At 62.8% G+C, this 22,706-nt stretch carries 22 protein-coding genes; 12 read left to right on the plus strand and 10 right to left on the minus strand.

Annotated features, from left to right (window positions below):
* The first annotated feature begins 23 nt into the window (after nt 1-23).
* The 3 genes from ACNAOT_RS10865 (at nt 24) to ACNAOT_RS10875 (ending at nt 3,662) form a co-directional block, all read left to right on the plus strand.
* Nucleotides 24-641 carry a TetR/AcrR family transcriptional regulator C-terminal domain-containing protein gene (locus tag ACNAOT_RS10865; RefSeq protein ID WP_364305015.1) on the plus strand — a complete coding sequence of 206 codons (618 nt, stop codon included), beginning with the start codon at nt 24-26 and terminating at the stop codon, nt 639-641.
* Nucleotides 638-1,372 carry a M50 family metallopeptidase gene (locus ACNAOT_RS10870; RefSeq protein WP_420181050.1) on the plus strand — a complete coding sequence of 245 codons (735 nt, stop codon included), beginning with the start codon at nt 638-640 and terminating at the stop codon, nt 1,370-1,372. The genes ACNAOT_RS10865 and ACNAOT_RS10870 overlap by 4 nt, the downstream gene beginning before the upstream one ends.
* Nucleotides 1,373-1,532: 160 nt before the next feature.
* Nucleotides 1,533-3,662, plus strand: coding sequence for an elongation factor G-like protein EF-G2 (locus tag ACNAOT_RS10875; RefSeq protein WP_420181051.1), 2,130 nt, complete (start codon nt 1,533-1,535; stop codon nt 3,660-3,662).
* Here ACNAOT_RS10875 and ACNAOT_RS10880 read toward each other — a convergent pair.
* Entirely contained in the window at nt 3,659-4,324 is a 666-nt protein-coding gene (locus tag ACNAOT_RS10880; RefSeq protein WP_420181052.1) for an alpha/beta family hydrolase, read from the minus strand. The genes ACNAOT_RS10875 and ACNAOT_RS10880 overlap by 4 nt on opposite strands.
* A gap of 75 nt (nt 4,325-4,399) precedes the next feature.
* Between ACNAOT_RS10880 and ligD the strand changes: the two genes are divergently transcribed.
* Together ligD and ACNAOT_RS10890 are read left to right on the plus strand one after the other, a co-directional pair.
* Entirely contained in the window at nt 4,400-5,425 is a 1,026-nt protein-coding gene (gene ligD / locus ACNAOT_RS10885) for a non-homologous end-joining DNA ligase (RefSeq protein WP_420181053.1), read from the plus strand.
* Between the two features lie 27 nt (nt 5,426-5,452).
* The gene (locus ACNAOT_RS10890) at nt 5,453-6,640 is read left to right on the plus strand and encodes a serine hydrolase domain-containing protein (protein ID WP_420181054.1); all 1,188 of its coding nucleotides are present in this window, start codon (nt 5,453-5,455) and stop codon (nt 6,638-6,640) included.
* Between the two features lie 21 nt (nt 6,641-6,661).
* Here ACNAOT_RS10890 and ACNAOT_RS10895 read toward each other — a convergent pair whose 3' ends face one another.
* From ACNAOT_RS10895 to ACNAOT_RS10915, 5 genes are all read right to left on the minus strand, one after another.
* Nucleotides 6,662-7,282 carry an L-threonylcarbamoyladenylate synthase gene (locus ACNAOT_RS10895; protein WP_091467290.1) on the minus strand — a complete coding sequence of 207 codons (621 nt, stop codon included), beginning with the start codon at nt 7,280-7,282 and terminating at the stop codon, nt 6,662-6,664.
* Nucleotides 7,283-7,302: 20 nt separating this feature from the next.
* The gene (locus tag ACNAOT_RS10900) at nt 7,303-8,169 is read right to left on the minus strand and encodes an ABC transporter permease (protein ID WP_420181055.1); all 867 of its coding nucleotides are present in this window, start codon (nt 8,167-8,169) and stop codon (nt 7,303-7,305) included.
* Entirely contained in the window at nt 8,159-9,175 is a 1,017-nt protein-coding gene (locus tag ACNAOT_RS10905) for an ABC transporter ATP-binding protein (protein WP_420181056.1), read from the minus strand. The genes ACNAOT_RS10900 and ACNAOT_RS10905 overlap by 11 nt, the downstream gene beginning before the upstream one ends.
* Complete coding sequence (locus ACNAOT_RS10910; RefSeq protein WP_420181157.1) at nt 9,172-10,296, minus strand: LolA family protein; 1,125 nt, start codon at nt 10,294-10,296, stop codon at nt 9,172-9,174. The genes ACNAOT_RS10905 and ACNAOT_RS10910 overlap by 4 nt, the downstream gene beginning before the upstream one ends.
* Before the next feature lie 92 nt (nt 10,297-10,388).
* Entirely contained in the window at nt 10,389-11,327 is a 939-nt protein-coding gene (locus tag ACNAOT_RS10915; protein WP_420181057.1) for an N-acetylglucosamine kinase, read from the minus strand.
* A 150-nt stretch (nt 11,328-11,477) separates the two neighbouring features.
* On the opposite strand from ACNAOT_RS10915, the gene ACNAOT_RS10920 reads away from it, so the two are divergent.
* On the plus strand, nt 11,478-12,200 hold the full coding sequence (locus tag ACNAOT_RS10920) for a GntR family transcriptional regulator (RefSeq protein ID WP_420181058.1): 723 nt from the start codon (nt 11,478-11,480) through the stop codon (nt 12,198-12,200).
* Nucleotides 12,201-12,208: 8 nt separating this feature from the next.
* Here the strand turns inward: ACNAOT_RS10920 and ACNAOT_RS10925 are convergent, their stop codons facing one another.
* Genes ACNAOT_RS10925 through kynA form a run of 3 tightly spaced genes read right to left on the minus strand, consistent with a single transcriptional unit; the run spans nt 12,209 to nt 15,279 of the window.
* On the minus strand, nt 12,209-13,117 hold the full coding sequence (locus ACNAOT_RS10925) for a PaaX family transcriptional regulator C-terminal domain-containing protein (protein WP_420181158.1): 909 nt from the start codon (nt 13,115-13,117) through the stop codon (nt 12,209-12,211).
* A 7-nt stretch (nt 13,118-13,124) separates the two neighbouring features.
* On the minus strand, nt 13,125-14,363 hold the full coding sequence (gene kynU, locus ACNAOT_RS10930) for a kynureninase (RefSeq protein ID WP_420181059.1): 1,239 nt from the start codon (nt 14,361-14,363) through the stop codon (nt 13,125-13,127).
* A 46-nt stretch (nt 14,364-14,409) separates the two neighbouring features.
* On the minus strand, nt 14,410-15,279 hold the full coding sequence (gene kynA, locus ACNAOT_RS10935) for a tryptophan 2,3-dioxygenase (protein WP_420181060.1): 870 nt from the start codon (nt 15,277-15,279) through the stop codon (nt 14,410-14,412).
* A gap of 143 nt (nt 15,280-15,422) precedes the next feature.
* Here kynA and ACNAOT_RS10940 point away from each other — a divergent pair, with 143 nt between their 5' ends.
* The 5 genes from ACNAOT_RS10940 (at nt 15,423) to ACNAOT_RS10960 (ending at nt 19,337) form a co-directional block, all read left to right on the plus strand.
* Nucleotides 15,423-15,941, plus strand: a complete 519-nt coding sequence (locus ACNAOT_RS10940) for an HAD domain-containing protein (protein WP_420181061.1) — start codon at nt 15,423-15,425, stop codon at nt 15,939-15,941.
* A gap of 181 nt (nt 15,942-16,122) precedes the next feature.
* The gene (locus ACNAOT_RS10945) at nt 16,123-17,328 is read left to right on the plus strand and encodes an inorganic phosphate transporter (RefSeq protein ID WP_091467307.1); all 1,206 of its coding nucleotides are present in this window, start codon (nt 16,123-16,125) and stop codon (nt 17,326-17,328) included.
* On the plus strand, nt 17,325-17,546 hold the full coding sequence (locus tag ACNAOT_RS10950; RefSeq protein ID WP_091467309.1) for a hypothetical protein: 222 nt from the start codon (nt 17,325-17,327) through the stop codon (nt 17,544-17,546). The genes ACNAOT_RS10945 and ACNAOT_RS10950 overlap by 4 nt, the downstream gene beginning before the upstream one ends.
* A gap of 474 nt (nt 17,547-18,020) precedes the next feature.
* Nucleotides 18,021-18,770 (plus strand): hypothetical protein, encoded by a 750-nt coding sequence (locus tag ACNAOT_RS10955; RefSeq protein WP_420181062.1) that lies wholly within the window; start codon nt 18,021-18,023, stop codon nt 18,768-18,770.
* 27 nt (nt 18,771-18,797) lie between these two features.
* Nucleotides 18,798-19,337 carry a dihydrofolate reductase family protein gene (locus tag ACNAOT_RS10960; RefSeq protein WP_420181063.1) on the plus strand — a complete coding sequence of 180 codons (540 nt, stop codon included), beginning with the start codon at nt 18,798-18,800 and terminating at the stop codon, nt 19,335-19,337.
* A 26-nt stretch (nt 19,338-19,363) separates the two neighbouring features.
* Here the strand turns inward: ACNAOT_RS10960 and ACNAOT_RS10965 are convergent, their stop codons facing one another.
* Nucleotides 19,364-19,828 carry a hotdog fold thioesterase gene (locus tag ACNAOT_RS10965; RefSeq protein WP_243836761.1) on the minus strand — a complete coding sequence of 155 codons (465 nt, stop codon included), beginning with the start codon at nt 19,826-19,828 and terminating at the stop codon, nt 19,364-19,366.
* Nucleotides 19,829-19,988: 160 nt separating this feature from the next.
* On the opposite strand from ACNAOT_RS10965, the gene polA reads away from it, so the two are divergent.
* The gene (polA, locus tag ACNAOT_RS10970; protein ID WP_420181159.1) at nt 19,989-22,631 is read left to right on the plus strand and encodes a DNA polymerase I; all 2,643 of its coding nucleotides are present in this window, start codon (nt 19,989-19,991) and stop codon (nt 22,629-22,631) included.
* The last annotated feature ends 75 nt before the right edge of the window (nt 22,632-22,706 follow it).

Genomic DNA, 22,706 nt, shown 5'->3' on the forward strand with positions numbered 1-22,706 from the left:
CAACCTTGAATGGAGACACCCGTATGGCACGCCCGCTGGTCCCGCTGATATCGATTGATGCACTCGTCACCGCTGCCCTTGAACTGGTGGACGAGGCAGGGGACTTCAGCCTGCCAAAACTTGCCAAGCGGATCGGCGTGAGCCAGTCCTCCATCTACAACCACGTCAGCGGGCGGGAGGAGATCCTCGAGCTCATGCGTGGCCGGATCATCTCCGAGAGCCCCTACGTCCTGGAGGACGAGCAAGATTGGGAGGCGTCACTTCGCGCGATTGTCCGGAGTTATCGAGACGCCTTTGCCCGCCATCCAAAACTCGCGCCCCTGCTGGTCCTCCAAACCGTTCAGGACGCACAGGTCATGGCCCTCTACGAGAACCTGGCAGTGGCCCTCGAAGCCGCGGGATTCCGCGGGCGGGACGTGATGTCGGCAATTTCCACCATAGACAGCTTCGCCCTGGGCTTCGCGCTGGACCTGGCAGCTCCCGACGTCGTCTGGGCGCCACCGGCGCAGGGGTACCCCGCCCTCACCAGCGCCTTGGCTCACGCAGGACCCACCAGTGAGCGAGGCGAGGCAGCTTTCGACTTCGGACTCGAGATACTCATCGCCGGCCTGCATTCCCGTCTTCAGCCGTCAGTGCTGTGAATTTCGCGCAAAACTGGTGGGAAGCGGTGGTCCGCGGCTTCACCGACACGCACACCACCGCCGTGCCCCTACCGGCCCTGCTGGGCATCCTCGCATGCGCCGTCGTCCTGAGCATCCCTCGCGCAACCTGGAGGTGGTTCGGCCTCTACGTCACTTTCGTCCATGAGCTGGGGCATGCCTACGCCGCACTCATGACTGGGCGCTTCGTCCATGGGCTCCGGATCGGCCTCGACCATTCGGGGCGCCTTGTCAGCAGTGGCCGGAGCGCGTTCGGGGCAGCGTGGTCCGGGTTTTGGGGCTATCCCGCACCGGCGGTCGTCGGGTTGTGCCTGATCGCAGCCTTCGCCTGTGGCCGGTCGGGCGCAGCCATGTCCATCGGTGCTTTGATCCTGCTGGTTTCGCTCATCTTCCTCAGAAACCTCACCGGAATCCTGGTGGCTGTGTTGAGCGCTGCCATCGCGCAGCTCCTGGTTCTGTTTGCGACGCCCGCAGTAGTCAACTATGTAGTCCTGGCGCTCGGCGTCGCCCTGTCCGTGGGCGGTGTTCGGGATCTACTCAAGCTTGCCGGCGTGCACACCCGGCGCCGCGACCGCTTGGCTGCCTCTGATGCCTTCATTCTTGGCCGCACCACGGGCGTCCCGGCGTTCGTCTGGCTGACCGGATTCACGGCGGTGATCACCGGATGCGCCGTAGCGTCGGTGTGGTTGCTGTGGGGGATGCTGACCGTTTAACGCGGTGGTTGACCGTCGCTCCAGGGCCCGACGGCGATTGTCCGGCTTTCGTCGCCGCGAGGCCTTGCCCTGTGGTCGCCTCAGGGTGTCCAATCCTCTTTAACGTTCGAACTGGATGCGTTCGGACACGGTGCCGGGATACAAACACCAGGAGGTACCCATGTCCGCGAAGGGCACGCGAGAAACAGCAAAGGGAACCGGACCTGGCGCAACCGACACCAGGCGCGGTGACAATGGAGCTGCCTTGGCGGTGAGCGATCCAGCAAAAATCCGGAACGTGGCACTCGTGGGACATTCGGGTGCGGGCAAATCGATGCTGGTGGAGGCCTTATTGGCCGCAACAGGTGCCATCACCCGCATGGGCTCCATCAGCGAAGGCACCACTGTCAGTGATTCGGACCCCTCCGCGATCCATCAGCAACGCTCAGTCACGTTGTCCGTAGCGCCGATTCTTGTGGGGGACATCAAGGTCAACCTGATCGACACCCCCGGCTACACCGACTTCACCGGCGAACTGCGCGCTGGGTTGAGGGCCGCGGACGCGGCCCTTTTCGTTGTGTCGGCTGTTGATGGCATTGACGGTGCCACTGTTGCGTTGTGGGGCGAGTGCGAGAAGATCCGAATGCCGCGTGCGGTGGTAGTCAGCAAACTGGACCATCCGCGCGCTGACTTCAGTGCCGCCGTCGTGCGTTGCCAGGAAGCGTTCGGTGAATCTGTTCTCCCGCTGTATCTACCGGCCGTGGGCAACGCCGGACTCATCGGCGTACTCCACGGCACAGATAATCTCCACAGCACTGAGATGGGGAACCTGGACCCGGCTTCGGATGTCGAAGCAGCAAGGGGACCCCTGATCGAGGGAATCATCGCTGAGAGCGAAGACGAAACGCTCATGGACCGGTACCTTGGCGGTGAGGAACTGCCCCTCGCGGACCTCATCGACGATCTTGAAACTGCAGTGGCACGGGGCAGCTTCTTCCCGGTGATGCCGACGTCGTCCGAAACAGGCCTGGGACTTCCGGAACTGATGGCACTGTTGACGGATGCTTTGCCATCGCCGCTGGAACGCAGCACCCCTGCGGTCATGAAACTGGACGGCTCCTCACTGAAGCCCTTGCCGTGTGACCCGGCCGGACGGCTCGCCGCAGAAGTAGTGCGAACCACCGTGGATCCATTCCTCGGCCGTGTCTGCTTGGTGCGCGTCTTTTCCGGGACACTGCGGGAAGACTCTTCGATCCATATCGGTGGCAGGGGCTTGGCGGACCGGGGGCACGAGGACCACGATGCCGATGAGCGCATCACCCATCTCTACACGCCTGTGGGTTCGAGCCTTAAAGCCATTCCGGAGTGCATTGCCGGTGACATCTGCGCCATCAGCAAGCTGGCAAGCGCGGAGACGGGCGACACGGTCTCGGACCGTGAGGCGCCGCTGCTCATCGAAACCTGGAACATGCCCGAGCCTTTGATGCCTGTAGCGATTGAAGGGGCATCGCGCAGTGATGAGGACGCCCTGGCCAAGAGCATCGGAAAGGTGGCAGCTGCCGATCCGACGCTTCGTTTGGAACGCAACCAGGACACGCACCAGCTCATCCTGTGGTGCATGGGGGAGGCCCACGCCGAGGTTGTCCTGGACAGGCTGCGGAGCCAGGGCGTCAAACTCCAGACCGTGGACGTCATCACGCCCCTCAGGGAAACCTTTGCCACCAAGGCAACCGGACATGGGCGCCACGTCAAGCAATCCGGCGGCCACGGACAATTCGCCATCTGTGACATTGAGGTTGAGCCACTGGCCCGCGGTGAGGGTTTCGAATTCACCGACAAGATCGTGGGCGGGGCAATCCCCGGGACGTTTGTCACCTCCGTCGAGAAGGGGGTCCGCTCACAAATGCTGAAGGGTGTCTCAGCCGGATTCCCGGTGGTGGACATCAAGGTGACGCTGGTAGGTGGAAAAACCCATAGCGTGGACTCCTCCGACGCAGCCTTCCAGTCGGCCGGGGCGTTGGCCCTGAGGGAAGCTGCGGCCAGCGCCAGGATCCAGCTGCTGGAACCCGTTTCATCCGTTGTCATCAGCGTTCCCGACGAATTCGTGGGCGCGGTGATGAGTGATATGTCCGGACGGCGGGGTCGTGTGACCGGCACTACCGCCGCTGAGGGTGAAGGAACGGAAATCAGCGCCGAAGTGCCGGACCAGGAGCTCCTGCGGTACGCGATAGAACTCCGTGCCCTCACTGCAGGCACGGGCCGTTTTCGCCGGTCCTTCCTTCGCCACGAACCTCTGCCGAAGCAGGCCTAGGCGTTTGCCCGCAGGAAAGCAGCAACCGCCGGTGCAAGCGACGCCCCAACCTCGGCCGCCTCACGTTTCAGGCCCTTGACCGCGAACGAATGGTCACCGCCCTTACTCCACTGGAGTGTCGCCGTCGGGCCTATCTTCGCCACCACTGCCTCCAGCAGTTCCGGCGTAGCGAACGTATCGCGTGTTCCTTGGAGGAAGAGCATGGGCACAGTGACGCCGTAGAGGTGTTCATCCCGCAGTTTCTCCGGCTTGCCGGGTGCGTGGAGCGGATAACCGAGGTACACCAAACCCCCTGCGGGCATGCCCTCGGCCACTGCCATGGAAGCCATACGTCCACCAAAGGATTTACCCGCTGCCCAAAGGGGTTCGCCTTGGCCTAGCTCAGCTGCTTTGTCCATCACTGCCCGCCATGTAGCGATGGCCAGCGGCGGGCGGTCCGGAAAACGCCGGCCAGCCTCCCGGTAAGGAAAGTTAAACCGCAACGTGGACACGCCTTCGTCGGCCATTGCCCCAGCGAAACCCTCCAGGAACGGGTGTTCCATTCCGGCTCCCGCCCCGTGTGCCACAACAAGGGTAGCGAAGGGCATCGGGGGCCGAATGTGAAGGGCTGACACTTCGGTTTCACCGACGGCGATGGTCACGGATGTTTCAATGTTTGGCATGCATCCATCATTGCCCACGACACCAAAACGCATCGGGTGCTGACGCGCAAGGCTTAAACGCGGTAGCTTGTGGCCATGGCGAGCGAAGCAACCACCGTGACTGTCCCTGGTCCTGACGGCCCCCGCGAGGTCAGGATTTCGAGTCCAAGCCGGGTGATGTGGCCTGAAGCCGGACTGACCAAGCTGGACCTTGCCAACTACCTCATCGACGTCGGCGAGGCTTTCGTGACGGCAAACGGGAACCGGCCGATCAGCCTCCAGCGCTACTCGGGGAACATCGAGGGCGAGATGTTCTTCTCCAAGAATCCGCCCAAAGGCGCCCCGGAGTACGTCCGTTCAGTGCCCGTGACCTACCCCAGCGCACGTTCACACCCCCAGCTGGTGATCGACGAGCCGGCCGTTGCCGTGTGGGCCGCGCAAATGAACACTGTGGTGTTCCACCCCTGGGCGTCCCGGGCCAACGATCCCGACAATCCCGACCAGCTCCGGATCGACTTGGATCCCCAACCCGGCACAGACTTCGACGACGCCATCCCGGCTGCGCTGGAACTGCGCTCCGTGCTGGAAGAAGCCGGACTCACGGCGTTCATCAAAACCTCCGGCAACCGGGGACTCCACGTGTATGCACCTATCCATCCCAAGCATGAATTCCTCGACGTACGCCACGCCGTGATCGCCGCTGGACGCGAGTTGGAGCGGCGAATGCCGGAGAAGGTCACTACGGCCTGGTGGAAAGAAGAACGCGGGACCAGGATTTTCGTGGACTTCAATCAAGCCAACAGGGATCGGACCATTGCCGGGGCATACAGTCCACGTGCCGTACCTACGGCCCAGGTGTCCTGCCCGTTGACGTGGGACGAACTGGAGAGCGCCGATCCTGCGAAATACACCATCAAGACAGTTCCGGATCGATTGGCTAAAGTAGGCGACCCTTGGGAATCCATGCACCATCACCCCGGTGACATCGACGTTCTGCTCAAGTGGTGGGAGCGCGACGTCAAGAACGGTCAGGGCGAAATGCCCTTCCCACCGGAATTTCCCAAGATGCCGGGCGAACCCATGCGCGTGCAGCCGAGCCGGGCACGCACACCGGAGGAGTAGGCCGCAGAAACAGTAGCGGGAGTACGTATGCCGCGACGTCCAGCGAGAGGGTTACTGACTGCCGCCCTCACATGCGGCTGGCCTGCCAGCGCATTGGTGCTCAGCGGTTTCTTCCTCAGCGCGTGCACCGAAACCCCCGAACCGCAGCCGGTTCAGCCCACCACCGCCATGGCGCCCCCGCCGGCAACAACTGCTCAAGCTTCGACGCCGGCCCCTCCTGCCGCACCCACGCTCACCACTTCTCCGGCGCCCACGGAAAGCGTTGCAACCACCCCTGCGTTCCAGGAGCTCCGCGCCACTCTGGAGCTCTTCTCGCGGGAGAAGCTCGAAGAAGGGGCGTCTGCCGTTCTCATCAAAGCCAAGGTAGGCCAGCAGGAATGGACGCTCGCGGAAGGAGTCTTGAGCCGGGAGCGACAGGCCGTTGTACAGTCGGGTGACCGTTTCCCTGTGGGTGAACAGTTCCGGACCTTCTTGGCTGTCTCCGTGATGAAGCTCGTGGAAGAGGGCCGGCTGGGTTTGGACGACCCCGTCACCGCGTACCTTCCCGGAGCCCTCACGGCAAATAGTCCCGTGACGATCCGCCAGCTTCTTGGCGACGCCGCTGCCGTACCTGCCGCTGACCTGCCCGCCGCGGCACTCAATGCTGATGCCCTGCTGGGCCGGGTAGTGGAGCAGCTTCGAGGTGCGCCGCTGGGGGCTGTGTTGCGAACGGACGTCCTGACGCCCTTGAATCTCAAATCCACGGAGTTCCTGAATGCCGACTCCTCTGTCCCCGATGACGTCATCCACGGATATGTCCAGTTGGAGGGAGAAACCGTGGACGTTACCGGCACCGGGCTCCCGGACGGGATCACCAACGGAGGCCTGGTATCCACAGTGGAGGACATCCTGGTCTTCCAAGCTGCGCTGCTAAGGGGACAGTTGTTGTCCCCGGCGAGCCTCATTGCCATGAAGGGCACGGTGTTTGCCGACTATGGCCTCGGCCTGGACCACTGGGATGACCGCTGCACCAACGGCTTCTACTACGGCCATGCAGGCGACATTCCAGGGTACGGAAGCATTGCCATCAGCAGCGCCGATGGCAACCGCCAACTGTCCATTTTCATGGCCTACCCTCCACAGCCTGTGTCGCCCCAGCCGTCAGCCCTGGCACTGGAAATGACTGGCGTTGCACAAGTCGCACTGAATTCCGGGTGCCGCTTTCAATTCAGGTGACTGCCAATGACGGTAAGGCGCCTATTCGAAGCGCGAGGGGTCGCCGGTTCCGTACCGCACAACCTCGGCCACGCCGCTGGAAAAGTCGATCACGGTGGTTGGTTCTGAGCCGGTGTCGCCAGCATCGATGACGCCATCCACCTGGTTGTCCAAGCGCTCCTTGATTTCCCATCCCTGGGTCAACGGTTCTTCCTCATCCGGCAGCAGGAGCGTGCTGGAGAGCAAGGGCTCGCCCAGCTCGGCCAAGAGCGCCTGGACAACTCGATGATCCGGAATGCGCACACCCACGGTTTTCTTCTTGGGATGCAGGAGCCGCTTGGGAACCTCACGGGTTGCCGGGAGGATGAACGTGTAGCTGCCGGGCGTGACGGCCTTGATACTCCTGAAGATATCGTTGTCCAACATCACGAACTGCCCCATCTGGGCGAAGTCCTTGCACACCAGGGTGAAGTGGTGTTTGTCGTCCAACTGCCTGATGGTCCTGATGCGGTCCAACGCTTCCCTGTTGCCGATCTGTGCGCCAAGCGCGTAACAGGAGTCGGTAGGGTAGGCGATCAAGCCGCCTCCTTGGAGCATGTTCACCACTTGGCCGATGGCGCGTGGTTGGGGATCTTCCGGGTGCACATCAAAGAATCTGGCCATGGAAAGAGCCTACGACAAAGCTATGACAAGACGTCCTTCTTGGAGAATTTTGCGTACGCCAGCGCGCCGCAAACGGCGATGTACCCGGATTGGAGGAGGGCGTTTTCACCGAACGACGTCCACGAAATGGGCTGCCGCAGCAGATCCGCGAACCCCAGCCAGTGATGGCTGAACAGCCACGGGTGCAGCCATTCAAGCTGGGGCAGGTTGTCGAGCACCTGGGACACCACAGAGAGCACGATGGTGGCAGCCATGGCGCCCACCGGCACGTCCGTGAAGGTGGAGATCAGGAGACCGATTGCGGAGAGTCCCAGGAGGGACACCGTGATGTAGGCAGCGATCAGCAACGATCTTAACGCCGACTCGCCCACGCTGATGGTGTCACCTGACAGCAAAGTCACCGGACCCACAGGAAAAAGTACGACGCCGGCCAAGGCGCCGGACGCTGCCACGGTGGCCGTAGCGGCGAAACAGAAAGCGACGGCCCCTGCATACTTCACCAGCAGCAGGCGAATCCGCCCTGCCGGGGCAAGGAGCAGGTATCGCAAGGTGCCCAGGTTCGCCTCCCCGGCGATGGTATCCCCGGCCACCACGCCGACGGTGAGGGGAAGGAACAAAGGAACGCACACCACCAGGGCAGTGACTGCGACGAACAGGCCGTTCTGGGTGATGCGGTCAAGGAACAGTGGCCCGCGGCCAGGAGCTGTGGGCCGGGACGACAACTTGACGGCAACTGCGATCAAAACAGGTACGGCGGCGAGGGCGATCAGCATGGCCCACGTCCGGAGCCGCCTGAACAGCACGGACAATTCAGAGCCCAGGAGCGCCCCTCCGATGCCGGGGCGCACGGCAGTCTCTTGGGGAGGACCAGCAGTTTCAGCCGACAACGTCGAACCCCTCCCCGGTGAGGGAAACAAAACGCTCTTCCAGGCTCGCGTTCTCCACTGTGAAGCCACGGACCCGGACACCCTCAGCCACCAAAGCAGCCACGATCGTCTCCGGTTCGCGCCCATTGATCCCGGTGCCCAACACTGCGGTGGTTCCCCACGGACTCCCGGTTCCCGGCGCTTCACCGGGAACCAGGCCGAGGCGCGTCAGCACTCGGGACGCCAATTCGACGTCGGGCGTTTGCACCACCACATGTGCCTGCCCGGCCGCTCGCAGCTCCTCCAGGGGCCCCTGTGCCACCAAGCGCCCGGCGCTCATCACGCCCACATGGGTACACATCTGTTCCACCTCGGCAAGCAAGTGGCTGGACACGAACACCGTGGCCCCGCCCGCAGCGAGGGAGCGAACCAGGTTACGGACTTCACGGGTGCCTTGGGGGTCCAGGCCATTGGTTGGTTCATCCAGAACCAGGAGCTCCCGTGGCCTGAGCATTGCGTTCGCCAAGCCGAGGCGCTGCTTCATGCCCAAAGAGTAAGCGCGGACCTTCTTGCCGGCGGCGTGGCCCAGCCCTACCCTTTCAAGCGCATCGTGCACACGTTGCCGTCTGGTTGACCACGACCCATGACGGTCGGCCGCATCCAAGCGCATCAAGTTTCCCGTCCCCGAAAGGAAAGGGTAGAAGCCGGGACCTTCCACCAAAGCGCCGACGTCCGGCAGGACGGTAGCCAAAGCTTGAGGCATCTCCTTGCCAAGGACACGGATGTCACCACTGCTTGCCGAGGCCAGGCCCAGCAGCACCCGGATGGTGGTGGTCTTCCCCGATCCATTCGGTCCCAGGAAGCCGAACACCGAGCCGCGGGGTACCTCAAGGTCAATGCCATCCACAGCCGACCGGTGACCGAACCGCTTTACGAGTCCGTGCGTTTCTATGGCGGGATCCGACGAGCGGACGGGAGTCGCGCGCCCGGTTGCACCAACAGAGGCGGGTGTCGGGGGTTTGTTCACTGGGCGGCAGCGGCTGACTGGAGCCGTTCCAAAGGCACCATGCCCGCATAGACGCGACCGTCGTCGAGAATCAACACGCTCAGCAGCGACGTCGTCAGGGCCCGGCCGCCGCCAACAGGCTGCAGGGCTTGGGATAGCTGGGGATTGGAGGTGAGTTCAGCAGGAGCAGAACCCGGGGGCAGGGAGATCACGGAATCCCAACCTTTGCCGGTGACGGACGCTCCGGGACCGCGCACCTCTGGTTCCACCACAGCAGGATCGGGTACCGGCGTGGACGGCATGGCCATGGAAGGCACTGGCTTCACAGGCAATACCTTCTCAGTGACGGTGGCACCCGGCGGCGGGGTGAAATTGAACAACTCAGCATCCGGCGTGGAAAGGTCCAACTGGGTGTACGCGAGTGAATAGGCTGGTTCGGCCTGTCCGTTGGCCCGCACCTCGACACCCAGAGGCAAACCGGTCTCGGAATCCACGTCGATGGTCACCGAATCAACCAGGGTTTCGGTACTGCGTGGATTAAGGACCAGAGAGTAGGCGCTGCGTCCCGCCACTGTTGAAGACTCAGAAACGGTCACCTCCGTACTGGCATCGACCGCTGCCAGGAAACGGCTGGCCATTGCCTCCGGCGTCGGCATTTCCGGCGCAGGCATGTCCGGCGGGAGCATGCGTGGCTCGTACTTCTCCGGCGCGGTCGGTTTGGCGGGTGCGGTCAGATGGGTAGCGCTGTTGTCCCTCGAGTTGTAGAACCAGGCATCTCCGCCATTGATGACCACGTCACGTTCTGCCATCTGGTCCAGAACTTGCAACCGTGCCCGCAAAGGTCCATCCACATAGACCCTGGCCGTATGGGACCCGGTCAGGAACTCCAAGGCAGAGACGGCGCCCGGGGCGATGCCCGGACCTGATGTGGGAACTTCCGGCAACCCCAGCTCGGCGGTTTGCTCCACAGTGCCGGAAAACGCCCGCACCTCGGTGCGCGCGATCATGGCCAGGATTTCTTCAGCGGTCTTCGGCGGAAGGGAAACGGTGGCGCCGGCTTGGACCGAGCCAAGCAGCACTGCAATGGCCAAGGCAAAGGGAATCAACAGAGCCGGCAGCCACCGCTGCCTGGTCCGCGCCAATGCTACCAACCACCGATCGTGAGAGGCATGAATCCAGACTACTCCGGTTGGCGGCGCCGATCACCTGCCCGATTACTCCCGGTTCAGTGGACTTACTCCAGGACCAGCTGCCGGGCCAATTCCACTGCACCATGGACCGGGGGCTGAGCCAGGATCCGGATCAAGGACGGATCTTCCAAGGACATCTTGCGCGCCACGGCCGCGGCGAGCTGGCTCTGATTCACTAACAGGGCGCCGGCCATGACCAACGGCAGGTCCAATCCGAGCTCACCCATGACTTGTCGGGCAAGCGTAGCCAGCGAGTGCGCGGCCTCTGCCTGGATACGCAACGCCGCAGGATCGCCCTCCGCTGCCAGGTCCAGGACCAGCGGGGCCAAACCGGCCCAATGGTCAGGTTCGGGCTTGGCGTAGAAGGAGTCCATGAGCTGCAAAGCATCCACATTGGCAGTAGCCGCCATAAGTGATCTGACCAGGGTGCCCGGTTCCAGCCCCGCATAGTACTCGCGAAGTGCCTCGCGGACTGCGTCGCGCACCACCGAGTAGCCTCCGCCTTCATCGCCCAGCAAGTACCCGTAACCACCGCTGCGGGCTTCCCGGCCCTCGCGATTCCGGCCCCACGCCACCGATCCGGTGCCCGCGACAACCACGGCTCCGGCGTCGAGGCCTGCTGCCGCCAGCACAATGCGGGTGTCATGCACCACGTCGATCCTGGCGCCGGGGAAGTGTTCCGTGAGCAAGGCGGAGAGAACTGCACGACTTGCCGGGGTGTCCGCTCCGGCTGCTCCGGCACATACAGCCTCGATACCGCCACCCACACTTGCGGCGATCCGGCGCAGCACGGCATCAGCGCCTTGGTGCCCGACAGAGGACAGATTGGCGCTGGCTTCGGTGATTTCGACGCCGGAGCCACCTTGGGAGTCCACGTCGCCGTGTGCAGTATCGGACCTGACAGCGTGCGTCTTGGAGCCGCCTATGTGGAGGCCAAGAACAGCGGGAGTCACAGGATCTCCGCCGACTTGGTGGTGTTCCACTGCTGTATTTCCTCCAACTGACGTCCCTTCGTTTCGGGTGCGAACTTTCGGATAAGTGACGGTCTTCGGAAGCGGTTCCGGAGCGGGTACAGATCAACTCGATCTACATTGGCATAGACCAATGGTGTTGTCCATAAGTAGGATGCCAATATGTCCAGCGAAGTCGAGCACGCAACGCCCAAATACTACCTGTTGAAAACCGAGGTACTCGGGCTGATAGCCGGACTCCAACCGGGCACGCTGATTCCCACCGAGCGCGCCCTTGCCGAAAAGTACACCACCTCCCGGACCACTGTCAGGCAGGCCATCAGCGAGCTTGTGGCGGAAGGGAAGCTGGGGCGCATCCAAGGACACGGCACCTTCGTGGCGCCCCCAAAGGTGACGCACGTCCGCCAGCTGACCTCTTTTTCGGAAGACGCCCGGAGCCAGGGCCTGCGGCCGGATTCCACGTTGGTTGCCCTCGACGTCCTTCGATCTGATGCGGAGGTAGCCGCCCATCTGGGAGTAGACCAAGGTGACCCGGTGACCCGGCTGGAGCGCATCCGATTAATTGAGGGGGAGCCGTTGGCACATGAGATCGCCTGGCTTCCCGGGAAACTGCCGCGGTTCAAGTCCAACCTGGCCAGAACGGGCTCGCTGTATTCCGCTCTGGCGGACGTCTACGGGGTGAAGGTGGCCGACGTTGAGGACACGGTGGAGACATCCCTCGCCGGTCCGGCCGACGTCAGGCTGCTGGGAATCGAAATGGGAACACCATTGCTGGTGGTCCACCGCCTGGCCCGTGATGCGGCCGGCGCGCCGGTGGAGTGGACCCGCAGTGCATTTCGCGGCGACAGGTTCCGGTTCGTGTCCCGCGTGAAGTCAGGGGGCTAAGTGCGCCATCAGGAAATGGCAGCCCCGGCAGTTTCCCGCAAGGTGTTGCGCACAAACTCCGCGCTCGGTTCCGCATAGGCGGCGACGAGCCGGCCGAACAAGGCAGTGCCCTCTGCTCCGGGCCAGTCCGCAGGCAGGAAGGCCGACGGCAGGCCCGGGTCAAGGTAGGGGATGATCCGCCATCGGTCGATGCACTGGACATAGGTAGCAAACGCCTCGGGGGAGGGCTCCATGGCTTGACCGGCATGCCGCGGAAGCTCGCTGTTGCCGGTGCTGTTGCTGTTGCTGTTGCTGTTGCTGTTGCTGTCAGTGTGCTGACGAATGAAGTCCCTATGTAGCTCAGCTACCGCTTCCAGGTCCCACCATTTGGACGCAGCATCCTGAAGGCTGCCACCCACCAGTGGAGTTGCCGCCACAAAGATCGTGGCCATGCTCCGGAGATCAAGGTCGGCAAGAATTTCTTCCACTTCCACCCGAAGCGAATCAGGGCAAATCCACAGTCCGGCGGCCACCGTACCGCAGCCGATCCAGTGGAGCCTGCGCCGTAGCTGATGCCGCTTCTCGCGCTCCGTCTCGGGGATGGAGAAGGAGATCAGGCACCAGGGATCCGACACTGACATGCTGCGCGGGTTGTAGATCCGGCGATCCCCGCGGGCAAGCATGGTTGCAGCGCCCTCGGTGAGGGTGAACCCGGGGACACCATCGCGGTTCTCCTGCACCACCACGTCCTTCTTTCGGAGCCGTCCCAGGGCCGTCCGGGTCACTGTTCCGGAGGTGCCCAGGGCTTCCATGAGGGTCACCATGTCCTTGGCTGACATCCACCCGCCGGCATCTCGCAGATACAGGCCTATGACGGTGCGCAGAAGCGACGTCGTACTCCCGGGGCGGGAGTCCATGTCGTCCAGGACGGCACTCATTTCCGGCTCACAGAAGGTCCGAGAGGACATCGCGGATGGCTGCGATTCCCAGCTCAACCTCGGCGTAGCTTGTACTCAACGGTGACAGGCCGATGCGCAGGCCGTGAGGGGGACGGAAGTCGGGGATGACACCCTTTTCCCACAGCTTGGCGGTGACATCGGCGAAGAGCGGGTGGTCCACTGTGATGTGCGAGCCACGTTCGGCGGGATTGCGGGGACTCACGATTTCCGCACCAAGCGGGACCAGGAGTTCCTCGGAAAGCGCGATCGCGTACTCGGTCAGTTTGATCGACTTCTCACGGACGGCATCCATTCCCACGGTGGCGACCAATTCCACCATGTCCTTGAGGGGCTGCATGGCCAACACCGGAGGCGTTCCCGTGATGAACCTGCGCATGCCCTGCGCGGGCTTGTACGACTCCGTCATCCCGAACGGGTTGTCCGCACCCATCCAACCCCAGATGGGCTGCTGCAAACGATCCTGCTGTGACGCATTGACGTAGGCAAAGGCCGGTGAGCCCGGTCCGCCGTTGAGGTACTTGTAGGTGCATCCGACGGCAAGGTCAACACCCCATTCGTCCAGGTTCAGAGGCACGGAGCCAACGGAGTGGCACAGGTCCCACAGCATCAAGGCGCCGGCTTGGTGCACCTTGGCGGTGATTCCCTTGGCATCGGCCAGGAATCCGGAGCGGTAGGCCACATGGCTGAGGACAACCACGGCGGTCCGCTCGCCCAGCAACCCGTCCAGGTCTTCCGCCCGCACACCACTGGCAGGGTTCGCGGCGATCCATTTGATGCTCGCCCCGCGCTCCTTGGCGATGCCCTCGATGATGAACCGGTCCGTTGGGAAGTTGTCGCGGTCGATGATGATTTCGTTGCGGCCCGGCTGCGCGTCGACTGCCGCGCGGATCATCTTGTACAGCATCACCGAGGTTGAGTCACCCACCGTGGTCTGTCCCGGAGCAGCGCCCAAGGCCACTTCGCCGATGCGGTCACCCACGACGGTGGGCTCGTCCATCCATTGTTCGTCCCAGCCGCGGATGAGGCGGCTGCCCCAGGCGTCGTGAACGAAGGTAGCCAGATTCGCGGAGGTGACCTTCAGCGGGCGTCCGAGTGAGTTGCCGTCCAGATATGAGACGAGCTGATCGGCGTCGGGCGTGTAAAAAGCCTCACGCTGGGCGGCGAGGGGATCAGCGGCGTCCAGCTCGGCCGACGTCGGCTTTTGGGTCTGCTGCGCTGTGGTCATGGTTCCTCCTGCGGAAGTATTGGGCGGCCCTGGCCGGGCGGAGTTGCTAGTTGCCGATTTCTGTTCGGACGGCGTAGAGCTCGGGGAAGAACGTCAGGTCCAAGGCCCGCTTAAGGAAGTCCACGCCTGACGATCCGCCGGTACCTACCTTGAAACCGATGGTGCGTTGGACCGTCCGAAGGTGGCGGAAGCGCCAAGCCTGGAAGTTGTCCTCAATATCCACCAGGTCCTCGCAGGCTTCATAGAGGCCCCACGGGGTGTCGTCCGATTCGTAGATCTTCTGGAAGATGGGGACGAGGTCTTTGCGGAACGTCCACGGCTCGCTGGTGTCCCGGTCAAGAATGTCGGCCGGAATGTCGTAGCCGGCGCGCGCAAGGACCCTGAGGAAGGCGTCATACAGCGTGGGCTCCTCAAGGAGCTTTCCGAGCAATGCGTGAGCCTCGGGTTCACTTTGGAAGACGCGCAGCATGCCACGGTTCTTGTTGCCGAGCAGGAATTCAACGCCGCGGTATTGGTACGACTGGAAGCCGGACGAGCTCCCCAGGAAACCGCGGAACTGAGCGTACTCACGGGGTGTGAGCGTCCCAAGCACCGACCATTGCTCGGTCATGGTGCGTTGGATTGCCTTTACCCGGGCGATGCACTTGAGTGCCTTGCCAAGGTTGTCGGCATCGAAAAGCCGCCGGGCTTCCAGCAACTCGTGCAGGACCAGCTTCAGCCAGAGCTCACTGGTCTGGTGCTGGATGATGAACAGCAACTCATCGTGGTGTTCGGGTTCGCTGAGGGGGTGCTGGGAGCTGAGCAGGCGGTCAAGGTCCAGATATCCGCCGTACGACATTGCATGCCGGAAATCCGTACGGACTGTGTCCTCGATATCCCGGACGCTTTGGGCGGAATGGACTGTGGGCTTTTCCATATTTCGAGATTATCACTTCCATGACGCACGTCAAGAGAATGATTTATCCAGTCTCACGTCGCTCATCCGTTTCCGGCGATCCGCTTCTCCTGCCCCGCTCTCCCGTAGTCTGATTCACAACCGTTGGGGAAGGGGGAGTGGCCATGGATGCCAGCCAAGGTGCCGCTGCGTCAGTGTCCGTGTATCTGGACGTCGACGGCGTGGTGAACCCCTTCAGTCCGGTCGGAACCACTGATTGGGGTGGCGAATGGAGCATCGCTGACGCAGGGGTTCTTGATGTCGCCTATGCGCCGGAAGTTGTTGCCGAACTCAATGATTTGGCGGACCATCCAGCTGCGCGCTTTGTCTGGCTTACTACGTGGGAACGCCTGGCCCCGGAGTTTTTGTGCCCTGCCATTGGCTTGAATGGCCATGACTGGCCCGTGCTGTCCAGTCAGGGTTGGGATGAGGGCCCGGAGTGGTGGAAGCTGACGGCCCTCCAAAAGGATCTGGCCGCCATCGGCAGCGAGCGGATCATTTGGCTTGACGACCAACTCAGCCAGGAGTCCGATGCCCGGTCTTGGGCCGAATACCAGCAGGACCGTGTGCTTTGCATCTCACCGGATCCCCGCAAGGGCCTGTCCCGTCGCGACCTCGCGTCCGTACGGGCTTACCTGGGCTGAGGCGGAGCATCTGCACGTTTGTCCGCTCACCGGATGCCACGTAGGATTCTTAAGGTTTCAAGCCCGCCAGAGTGAATCCCGCAAGCCAAGTCAGTTGAACAATTGCTGAACTATGCTGTGGATGGCAGGTATGGGGAAGTGAAACTGCTGAACGTCGACGACTCTGCAGATTGGGCAACAGGTGGATATCACCTTCATGGTCGCGCTGGTAATAGCGTTGGCCCTATTCTTTGATTTCACCAACGGGTTCCACGACACCGCCAATGCGATGGCTACGCCTATCGCTACAGGGGCGATCAAGCCCAAGACGGCAGTCGCCCTGGCCGCTGTGCTCAACCTCGTAGGCGCGTTCCTCTCCACGGAAGTGGCCAAGACCATTTCCGGCGGACTGATCCGGGAAGGCTCGGACGGAATCCACATCACGCCGGACATTATCTTTGCCGGCCTCATGGGGGCCGTCCTCTGGAACATGATTACCTGGCTCAAGGGCCTGCCGTCGAGTTCCTCGCACGCTCTTTTCGGCGGTCTCATCGGCGCAGCAGTGGTGGGCATCGGCCTGCATTCCATCAACTTCGAGACCGTGCTTCAGAAGGTGATCCTGCCCGCTATCTTCGCGCCGCTCATCGCAGGCCTTGTGGCGTACATCTGTACCCGCCTCGCATATGCCCTGACTTCGCGGCATGATCCCGAAACCGGTGACAAGCTCACGCAGAAACGTGGCGGCTTCCGCACCGGGCAGATCTTCACCTCTAGCCTGGTGGCCCTCGCGCACGGTACCAATGACGCCCAGAAGACCATGGGCATCATCACCTTGGTCCTCATCGCCGGAGGCACACAGGCACCGGGAAGCGGTCCGCAGTTCTGGGTCATCGCCGCCTGCGCGTTCGCCATCGCCATCGGAACCTACGCTGGTGGCTGGCGCATCATCCGCACCATGGGCTCGGGCCTCACCGAAGTAAAGCCGGCTCAGGGTTTTTCCGCTGAAACCAGCACCGCCTCGGCCATCCTGGCCTCTTCCCACTTGGGCTTTGCCCTCTCCACTACACAGGTTGCCTCAGGCTCGGTCATCGGCTCAGGCCTCGGCCGCAAGGGCACATCCGTCCGCTGGGGCACCGCTGGAAAGATCGCCCTGGGATGGTTGTTCACCCTCCCGGCCTCGGCCATCGTCGGCGCCCTCACAGCTCTCCTGGTGAGCATCGGCGTCGTAGGCGTCGTCATCGCCGCAGTGGTGGGAACTGCCGCGGTCCTGTTCATGTTCGTCGTTTCCCGCAGGTCGCACGTTGGCCACCACAACGCCGTCGAGGTTGAAGAAGCCGGCCACGCCGTGCGGTTCCGTAAGAAGAAGAAGTCCCGAAAGACCACCCCCAGCGAGGATGTGCAGCGATGAAATGGTTGGAATTGCTGCAGGTGGGCGGCGTAACCCTCGTGGCCGCAGTGACTTTGGTCGTGCTCTACTCATTGGGCGTTCGCCTGACGGCCATCGCCGGTGACGCCCGGCAGAAGTCTCCCGCGCTGGTGCGCTCCCTGGCATTCGTTTGCTTTGGCTTCTGTGCGCTGGCCGTTCTTTTCGGCATCTACTTGATCGTGCCCTACTTCGGGAAGTAAGCACCTTTCTAGCGGTCAGGTCCGTTCGGGAGAATAATCAGCAGTGTAGATATGCACATAGCTGCGTTGTTTTGATCCGGCAGATGTGGGGCTGTGATGACGTGCCGATCCCGGGAGCATCGCATCAGACTGGCGCTGGTTCCGGTCTTGATGCTTGGACTTTCGGCGTGCCTTCCTCTTGAAAACGACGGTCTACCGCCTGTCTCGACCTCCGCCTCGCCACCGGCGACCACTCCATCGCAGGCCAGCACGGCTCAGGCCGGCACGTCACAATCGGGTACGACCCAAGCGACCCAGGCAGAGGGCACCCCGTCATCGGACGCCTCCGCAGAAGCCTCCCCGTCAGGCGACAACTCTGCCGACGCCACGACCGCAACGCCCGAACCCACCGCCGTCGACCCTACACACGGCTCCAGCACCACTACTCAACAGCAGGAGACCCCAGGCCCCCAGGTCCCTTCCCAGAGTCCCACCGTGGTGAGTTGGGTGCCCACGGGACCCATCGGTCCGAATGATCCAGCCCCGGGCCAGCGGTATCTCCTGCTCCAGCAATTCCAGTGCGATGCCTTGGCCCAAAGCGTGGCAGGGGCAGCAGACGCGGCCGTCTGGCTGGCGGGTGCCGCCGTCTGCCGAGCCCTTCAGACCGGAAGCCAAGAGGACTGGCAGCGGGCGACCGCCGCCGTCGCCATCACCCCACGGATTCCGCAACGGCAGTGCCTTGAGTTCAGGGTTGCCGCCACGTCAGCATCTGTGGTGGCGCAGTACCGCAGCAATCCCGGCGGCATCTTCAAAGCGGAGCCGTCGCCGGGAGAAGCATGCCCCCGGCAATTGCTCGGGCTGACCGTGGTGGACGGGGACTTGCGGCCCGTCACCGGGTCGACCCGCGCCTCAGGTCCCAGGACCGGTGGCACGATTGTCCGCTTGGACGGCTACTACGTGCGGGTAGGCGAGGTCCTGTTCGACGGTGTCCCCACAGCCCCGGACGTCGTGTCCGGGGGAGGGGACTACCAGGCGTTGTACTTGCGGATGCCCCCGGCCGACGGCAGGGACGCCATCCGGATCTCCATCACGGACACGGCGGATGTCGCCGGAACGGTGACCTTCTTCTACGACGATTCCGGCAACACCCCAAGTCCGCCGGATGACGCTGCAACGCCACCGGATTCCAAACGACCCGGTGAAGCACCCGCCGTTAAGGGGAGCAATAAGTCTGCCACTGACTAGTCCGGGGTCATGTCTTAGTCTGGGGCCATGTCGATTTTCCAGTACTACGTGGCTTCAACCATTGACGGCTTCATCGCTTCGCCGGACGACGACCTTGGCTGGCTCCTGCAGTTCGACCAAGTTGAGGGCGTTAGCGAGAGCATCGGGTCCTTCATGGCCGGCGTCGGCTGTATCGCCATGGGCGGCGATACCTATCGCTGGCTCATGGAACACGAACCCGGCAAATGGCCGTATCCGGACACGCCCTGCTGGGTGTTCACCCATCACGAATACTCCGCTCCGGCCGGTTCGGATATCACCTTTGTCCGGGGAGACGTCCGGGAGTTCGCCCCGGACCTGCTGAAGGATGCCGGCGACAAGAACGTCTGGCTGGTGGGCGGAGGCGACCTTGTGGCCCAATTCGCCAATGCCGGCCTGCTTCACGAGATGATCGTCACCATCATTCCCGTGGTGCTGGGCGCAGGGAAGCGACTACTGCCCCTCAACGGCCCGACGGCGCCATTTGAGTTGGTTTCGTCGAAGATCCTGGGTGGGGCCGCGGCCGAGCTGCACTACCGGTTGCCGTGACGCTTCAGGCTCAGTGACGGTCCGGTTCAGTGACGGTTGTCCCGGATCATGTTGGTGATCCGGGCAGTTGAGAGCCTGCGCCCTTTGTCATCCGTGATGACGATCTCGTGGGTGGCCAAGGTCCCGCCAAGGTGGATGGCCGTGCACGTGCCTGTCACTATGCCGCTGGCAACGGAACGGTGATGGGTTGCGCCCACCTCGATACCCACCGCATGGCGACCCCTGCCGGCGTGGAGGGATGCGGCGAACGAACCCAAAGTCTCCGCCAGGACAACATGCGCGCCGCCGTGGAGGATGCCGGCCACCTGGGTGTTTCCTTCCACCGGCATCGTGGCCACCGTGCGCTCGGCGCTCATTTCCGTGAACCGGATGCCCAGTTTCACCACAAGGGCGCCAACGCCATGCGCTGAAAGCCAATCGTGGAACTCTTCGGGAACACCTGCCTCATTGAGTTCGTCGACAAACCGGTTCGGCGTGAAATTGTCCATCATGCCAACTAGGCTGGCACCTGTGAGTGAAACAACCAAACCGGACCAGGTTCCAACGGCCCAAGCTGCTGCCATCGCTACAGCACCCACCCCCTCTGCCACAGCTTCCACCAGCTCCATGGGGGAGGGCCGGCCCAGGCTGCTGGTCCTGGACGGCCACTCCATGGCTTTCCGGGCTTTCTACGCCCTTCCCGCAGAGAATTTCTCCACGGCCAGGGGTCAGTACACCAACGCAGTGCACGGGTTTACGTCCATGCTGATCAACCTGATCAAGGACCAGAAGCCCACCCACGTTGCCGTCGCTTTCGACGTCTCGGACGACACGACGTTCCGCAAAGCGGAGTACAGCGAATACAAAGGTGGCAGGAACGCCACTCCTGCGGAGTTTGCCGGCCAGATCGGCCTCATTGCCAAGGTCATGGAAGCCTGGGGCATCAGGACCATTGCCATGCCCGGCTACGAAGCCGATGATGTCCTGGCCACGCTGGCAGCACAAGGTGACGCTGCAGGCTTCGAAGTCCTTCTTGTCTCAGGCGACAGGGACGCGTTCCAGCTGATCAACGACAACGTCTTTGTGCTGTACCCCAAGCAGGGTGTCAGCAACATCCCCAGGATGGACGCTGCGGCCATCGAGGAGAAGTACTTCGTCAAGCCCGGCTTGTACTCAGACCTCGCCGCGCTCGTGGGCGAAACTGCGGACAACCTTCCCGGCGTTCCGGGCGTTGGCCCCAAGACCGCGGCCAAGTGGATTAATCTCTACGGTGGCCTGGAAGGCATCCTTGACAACCTTGACTCCATCGGCGGCAAGGTGGGAGGGGCCCTGAAGGAGAACATTGAAAACGTCAAGCGCAACCGCAGGCTCAACCGGCTGCTGACCGACCTCGACCTTCCCCTCACCTTGGCTGACTTGCATGAGCCACGTCCGGATCGCCAGGCCATAGAGGATCTTTTCGAGGAACTCGAATTCCGGACGCTCCGTACGCGGTTGTTCGATCTCTACGGTGATGACACTGCCGGAGCGGCCCCCGACACCATCGATGCCCCTGAATACTCGGTACTCACGGACGCCGCGGGACTTGAGGCCTTCTTCGCAGCCGGATCCGGTGTGCGTTCAGCATTGGCAGTGCAGCTGGTCCCTGGACGCATCGGCGATGACGCGAGTGCCTTGGCTGTTGTCAGGAGCAACGGAGCTGCGTACATCGAATTGACGGGCCTGGACGCTGCAGCTGAGACCGTCCTGGCCCGGTGGCTCAAGGACCCCGAGGAAGCCAAGGTGCTTCACGAGTTCAAGTCGGCCCTCAAGGCTCTTCACAACCGTGGCCTCGGCTTGGAAGGCGTAGTGGATGACACCTCCATCTCCGGCTACCTGATCCAGCCGGACCGCCGTAGTTACGACCTCGCCGAGCTCGCCCAAGTCCACTTGAAGATCTCCCTTGCCACGGCCGCCACACAGTCCGGGCAGCTGGAACTCGACCTCTCGGGTGGAACAGACCAGGCTGCAGCAGCAGCGCTCGTCCAGCATGCCGCCGTCGTGCATGCCCTCAGCAAGCACTTCGAAACGGAACTTGCCGACATCAAGGCTGACGCCCTGCTGACCACGCTGGAGCTTCCTGTGGCACGTGTGCTGGCACAGATGGAACTGACCGGCATCTTTGTGTCCACGGACCGTATGGACGAGCAACTCGCGGACCTCACCAAGGTGATCGAGAATGCCCAGGAACAGGCATTCGCGGCGATCGGCCACGAGGTGAACCTCGGATCGCCCAAGCAGTTGCAGACGGTCCTTTTCGAGGAACTCGGCCTGCCCAAGACCAAGAAGATCAAGTCCGGGTACACCACGGACGCCGCCTCCCTGAAGGGGCTGCTGGAGAAGACCGGCCACGAATTCCTGGTCCAGCTCATGGCGCACCGTGAGTCTTCCAAGCTGGCTCAGATGGTGGAGACCCTCAAAAAGTCCGTTGCTGATGATGCACGCATCCACACAACGTATGCGCAAAACATTGCAGCCACCGGCCGCATCTCGTCCAACAACCCCAACCTGCAGAACATCCCGGTCCGCAGCGAGGAAGGACGTCGCGTCCGCGGCATCTTCGTCGTCAGCGAAGGCTACGAGTGCCTGTTGTCGGCCGACTACTCACAGATCGAAATGCGCATCATGGCTCACCTTTCAGGCGACGAAGCGCTGATCCAGGCATACCGTGACGGCGAGGACCTGCACCGCTTCGTAGGATCGCGGATCTTCAACGTGGCACCGGCCGAAGTTACCAGTGCCATGCGCTCCAAGGTGAAAGCGATGTCCTATGGCCTGGCGTACGGCCTGACGTCCTTCGGCTTGTCCAAGCAGCTGGAAATCTCCGTGGATGAGGCACGCACGCTCATGAAGGACTACTTCGACCGCTTCGGCGGGGTGCGTGACTACCTGCGCGGTGTAGTGGATCAGGCCAGGACGGACGGTTATACAGCCACCATTGAGGGTCGTCGCCGCTACCTGCCGGACCTGACCAGCACGAACCGGCAGGCAAGGGAAGCAGCAGAACGCATCGCCCTGAACTCGCCCATCCAGGGCTCGGCTGCGGACCTCATCAAGCGCGCCATGCTGGGTGTCTCGGCGGAGCTCGCCAGCCAGGGCCTTAAATCGCGCCTGCTGCTGCAGGTCCACGACGAACTTGTCCTGGAGGTGGCCCCGGGCGAACGCGAAGCCGTGGAGAAGTTGGTCATCGACCAGATGGGTTCGGCCGCTGAGTTGTCCGTCCCGCTTGATGTCCAGATTGGCGTCGGTTCCAGCTGGTACGAGGCCGGACACTAGTCCTGGAAGCTTTCAGAGGAACGCCGGAGGGCGCGCCGCCTTGATGGTGGCGCGCCCTCCGGCGTCTGGCTAGGC

Source organism: Paenarthrobacter sp. TA1.8, assembly GCF_048595705.1.
Taxonomy (GTDB): domain Bacteria; phylum Actinomycetota; class Actinomycetes; order Actinomycetales; family Micrococcaceae; genus Arthrobacter; species Arthrobacter nitroguajacolicus.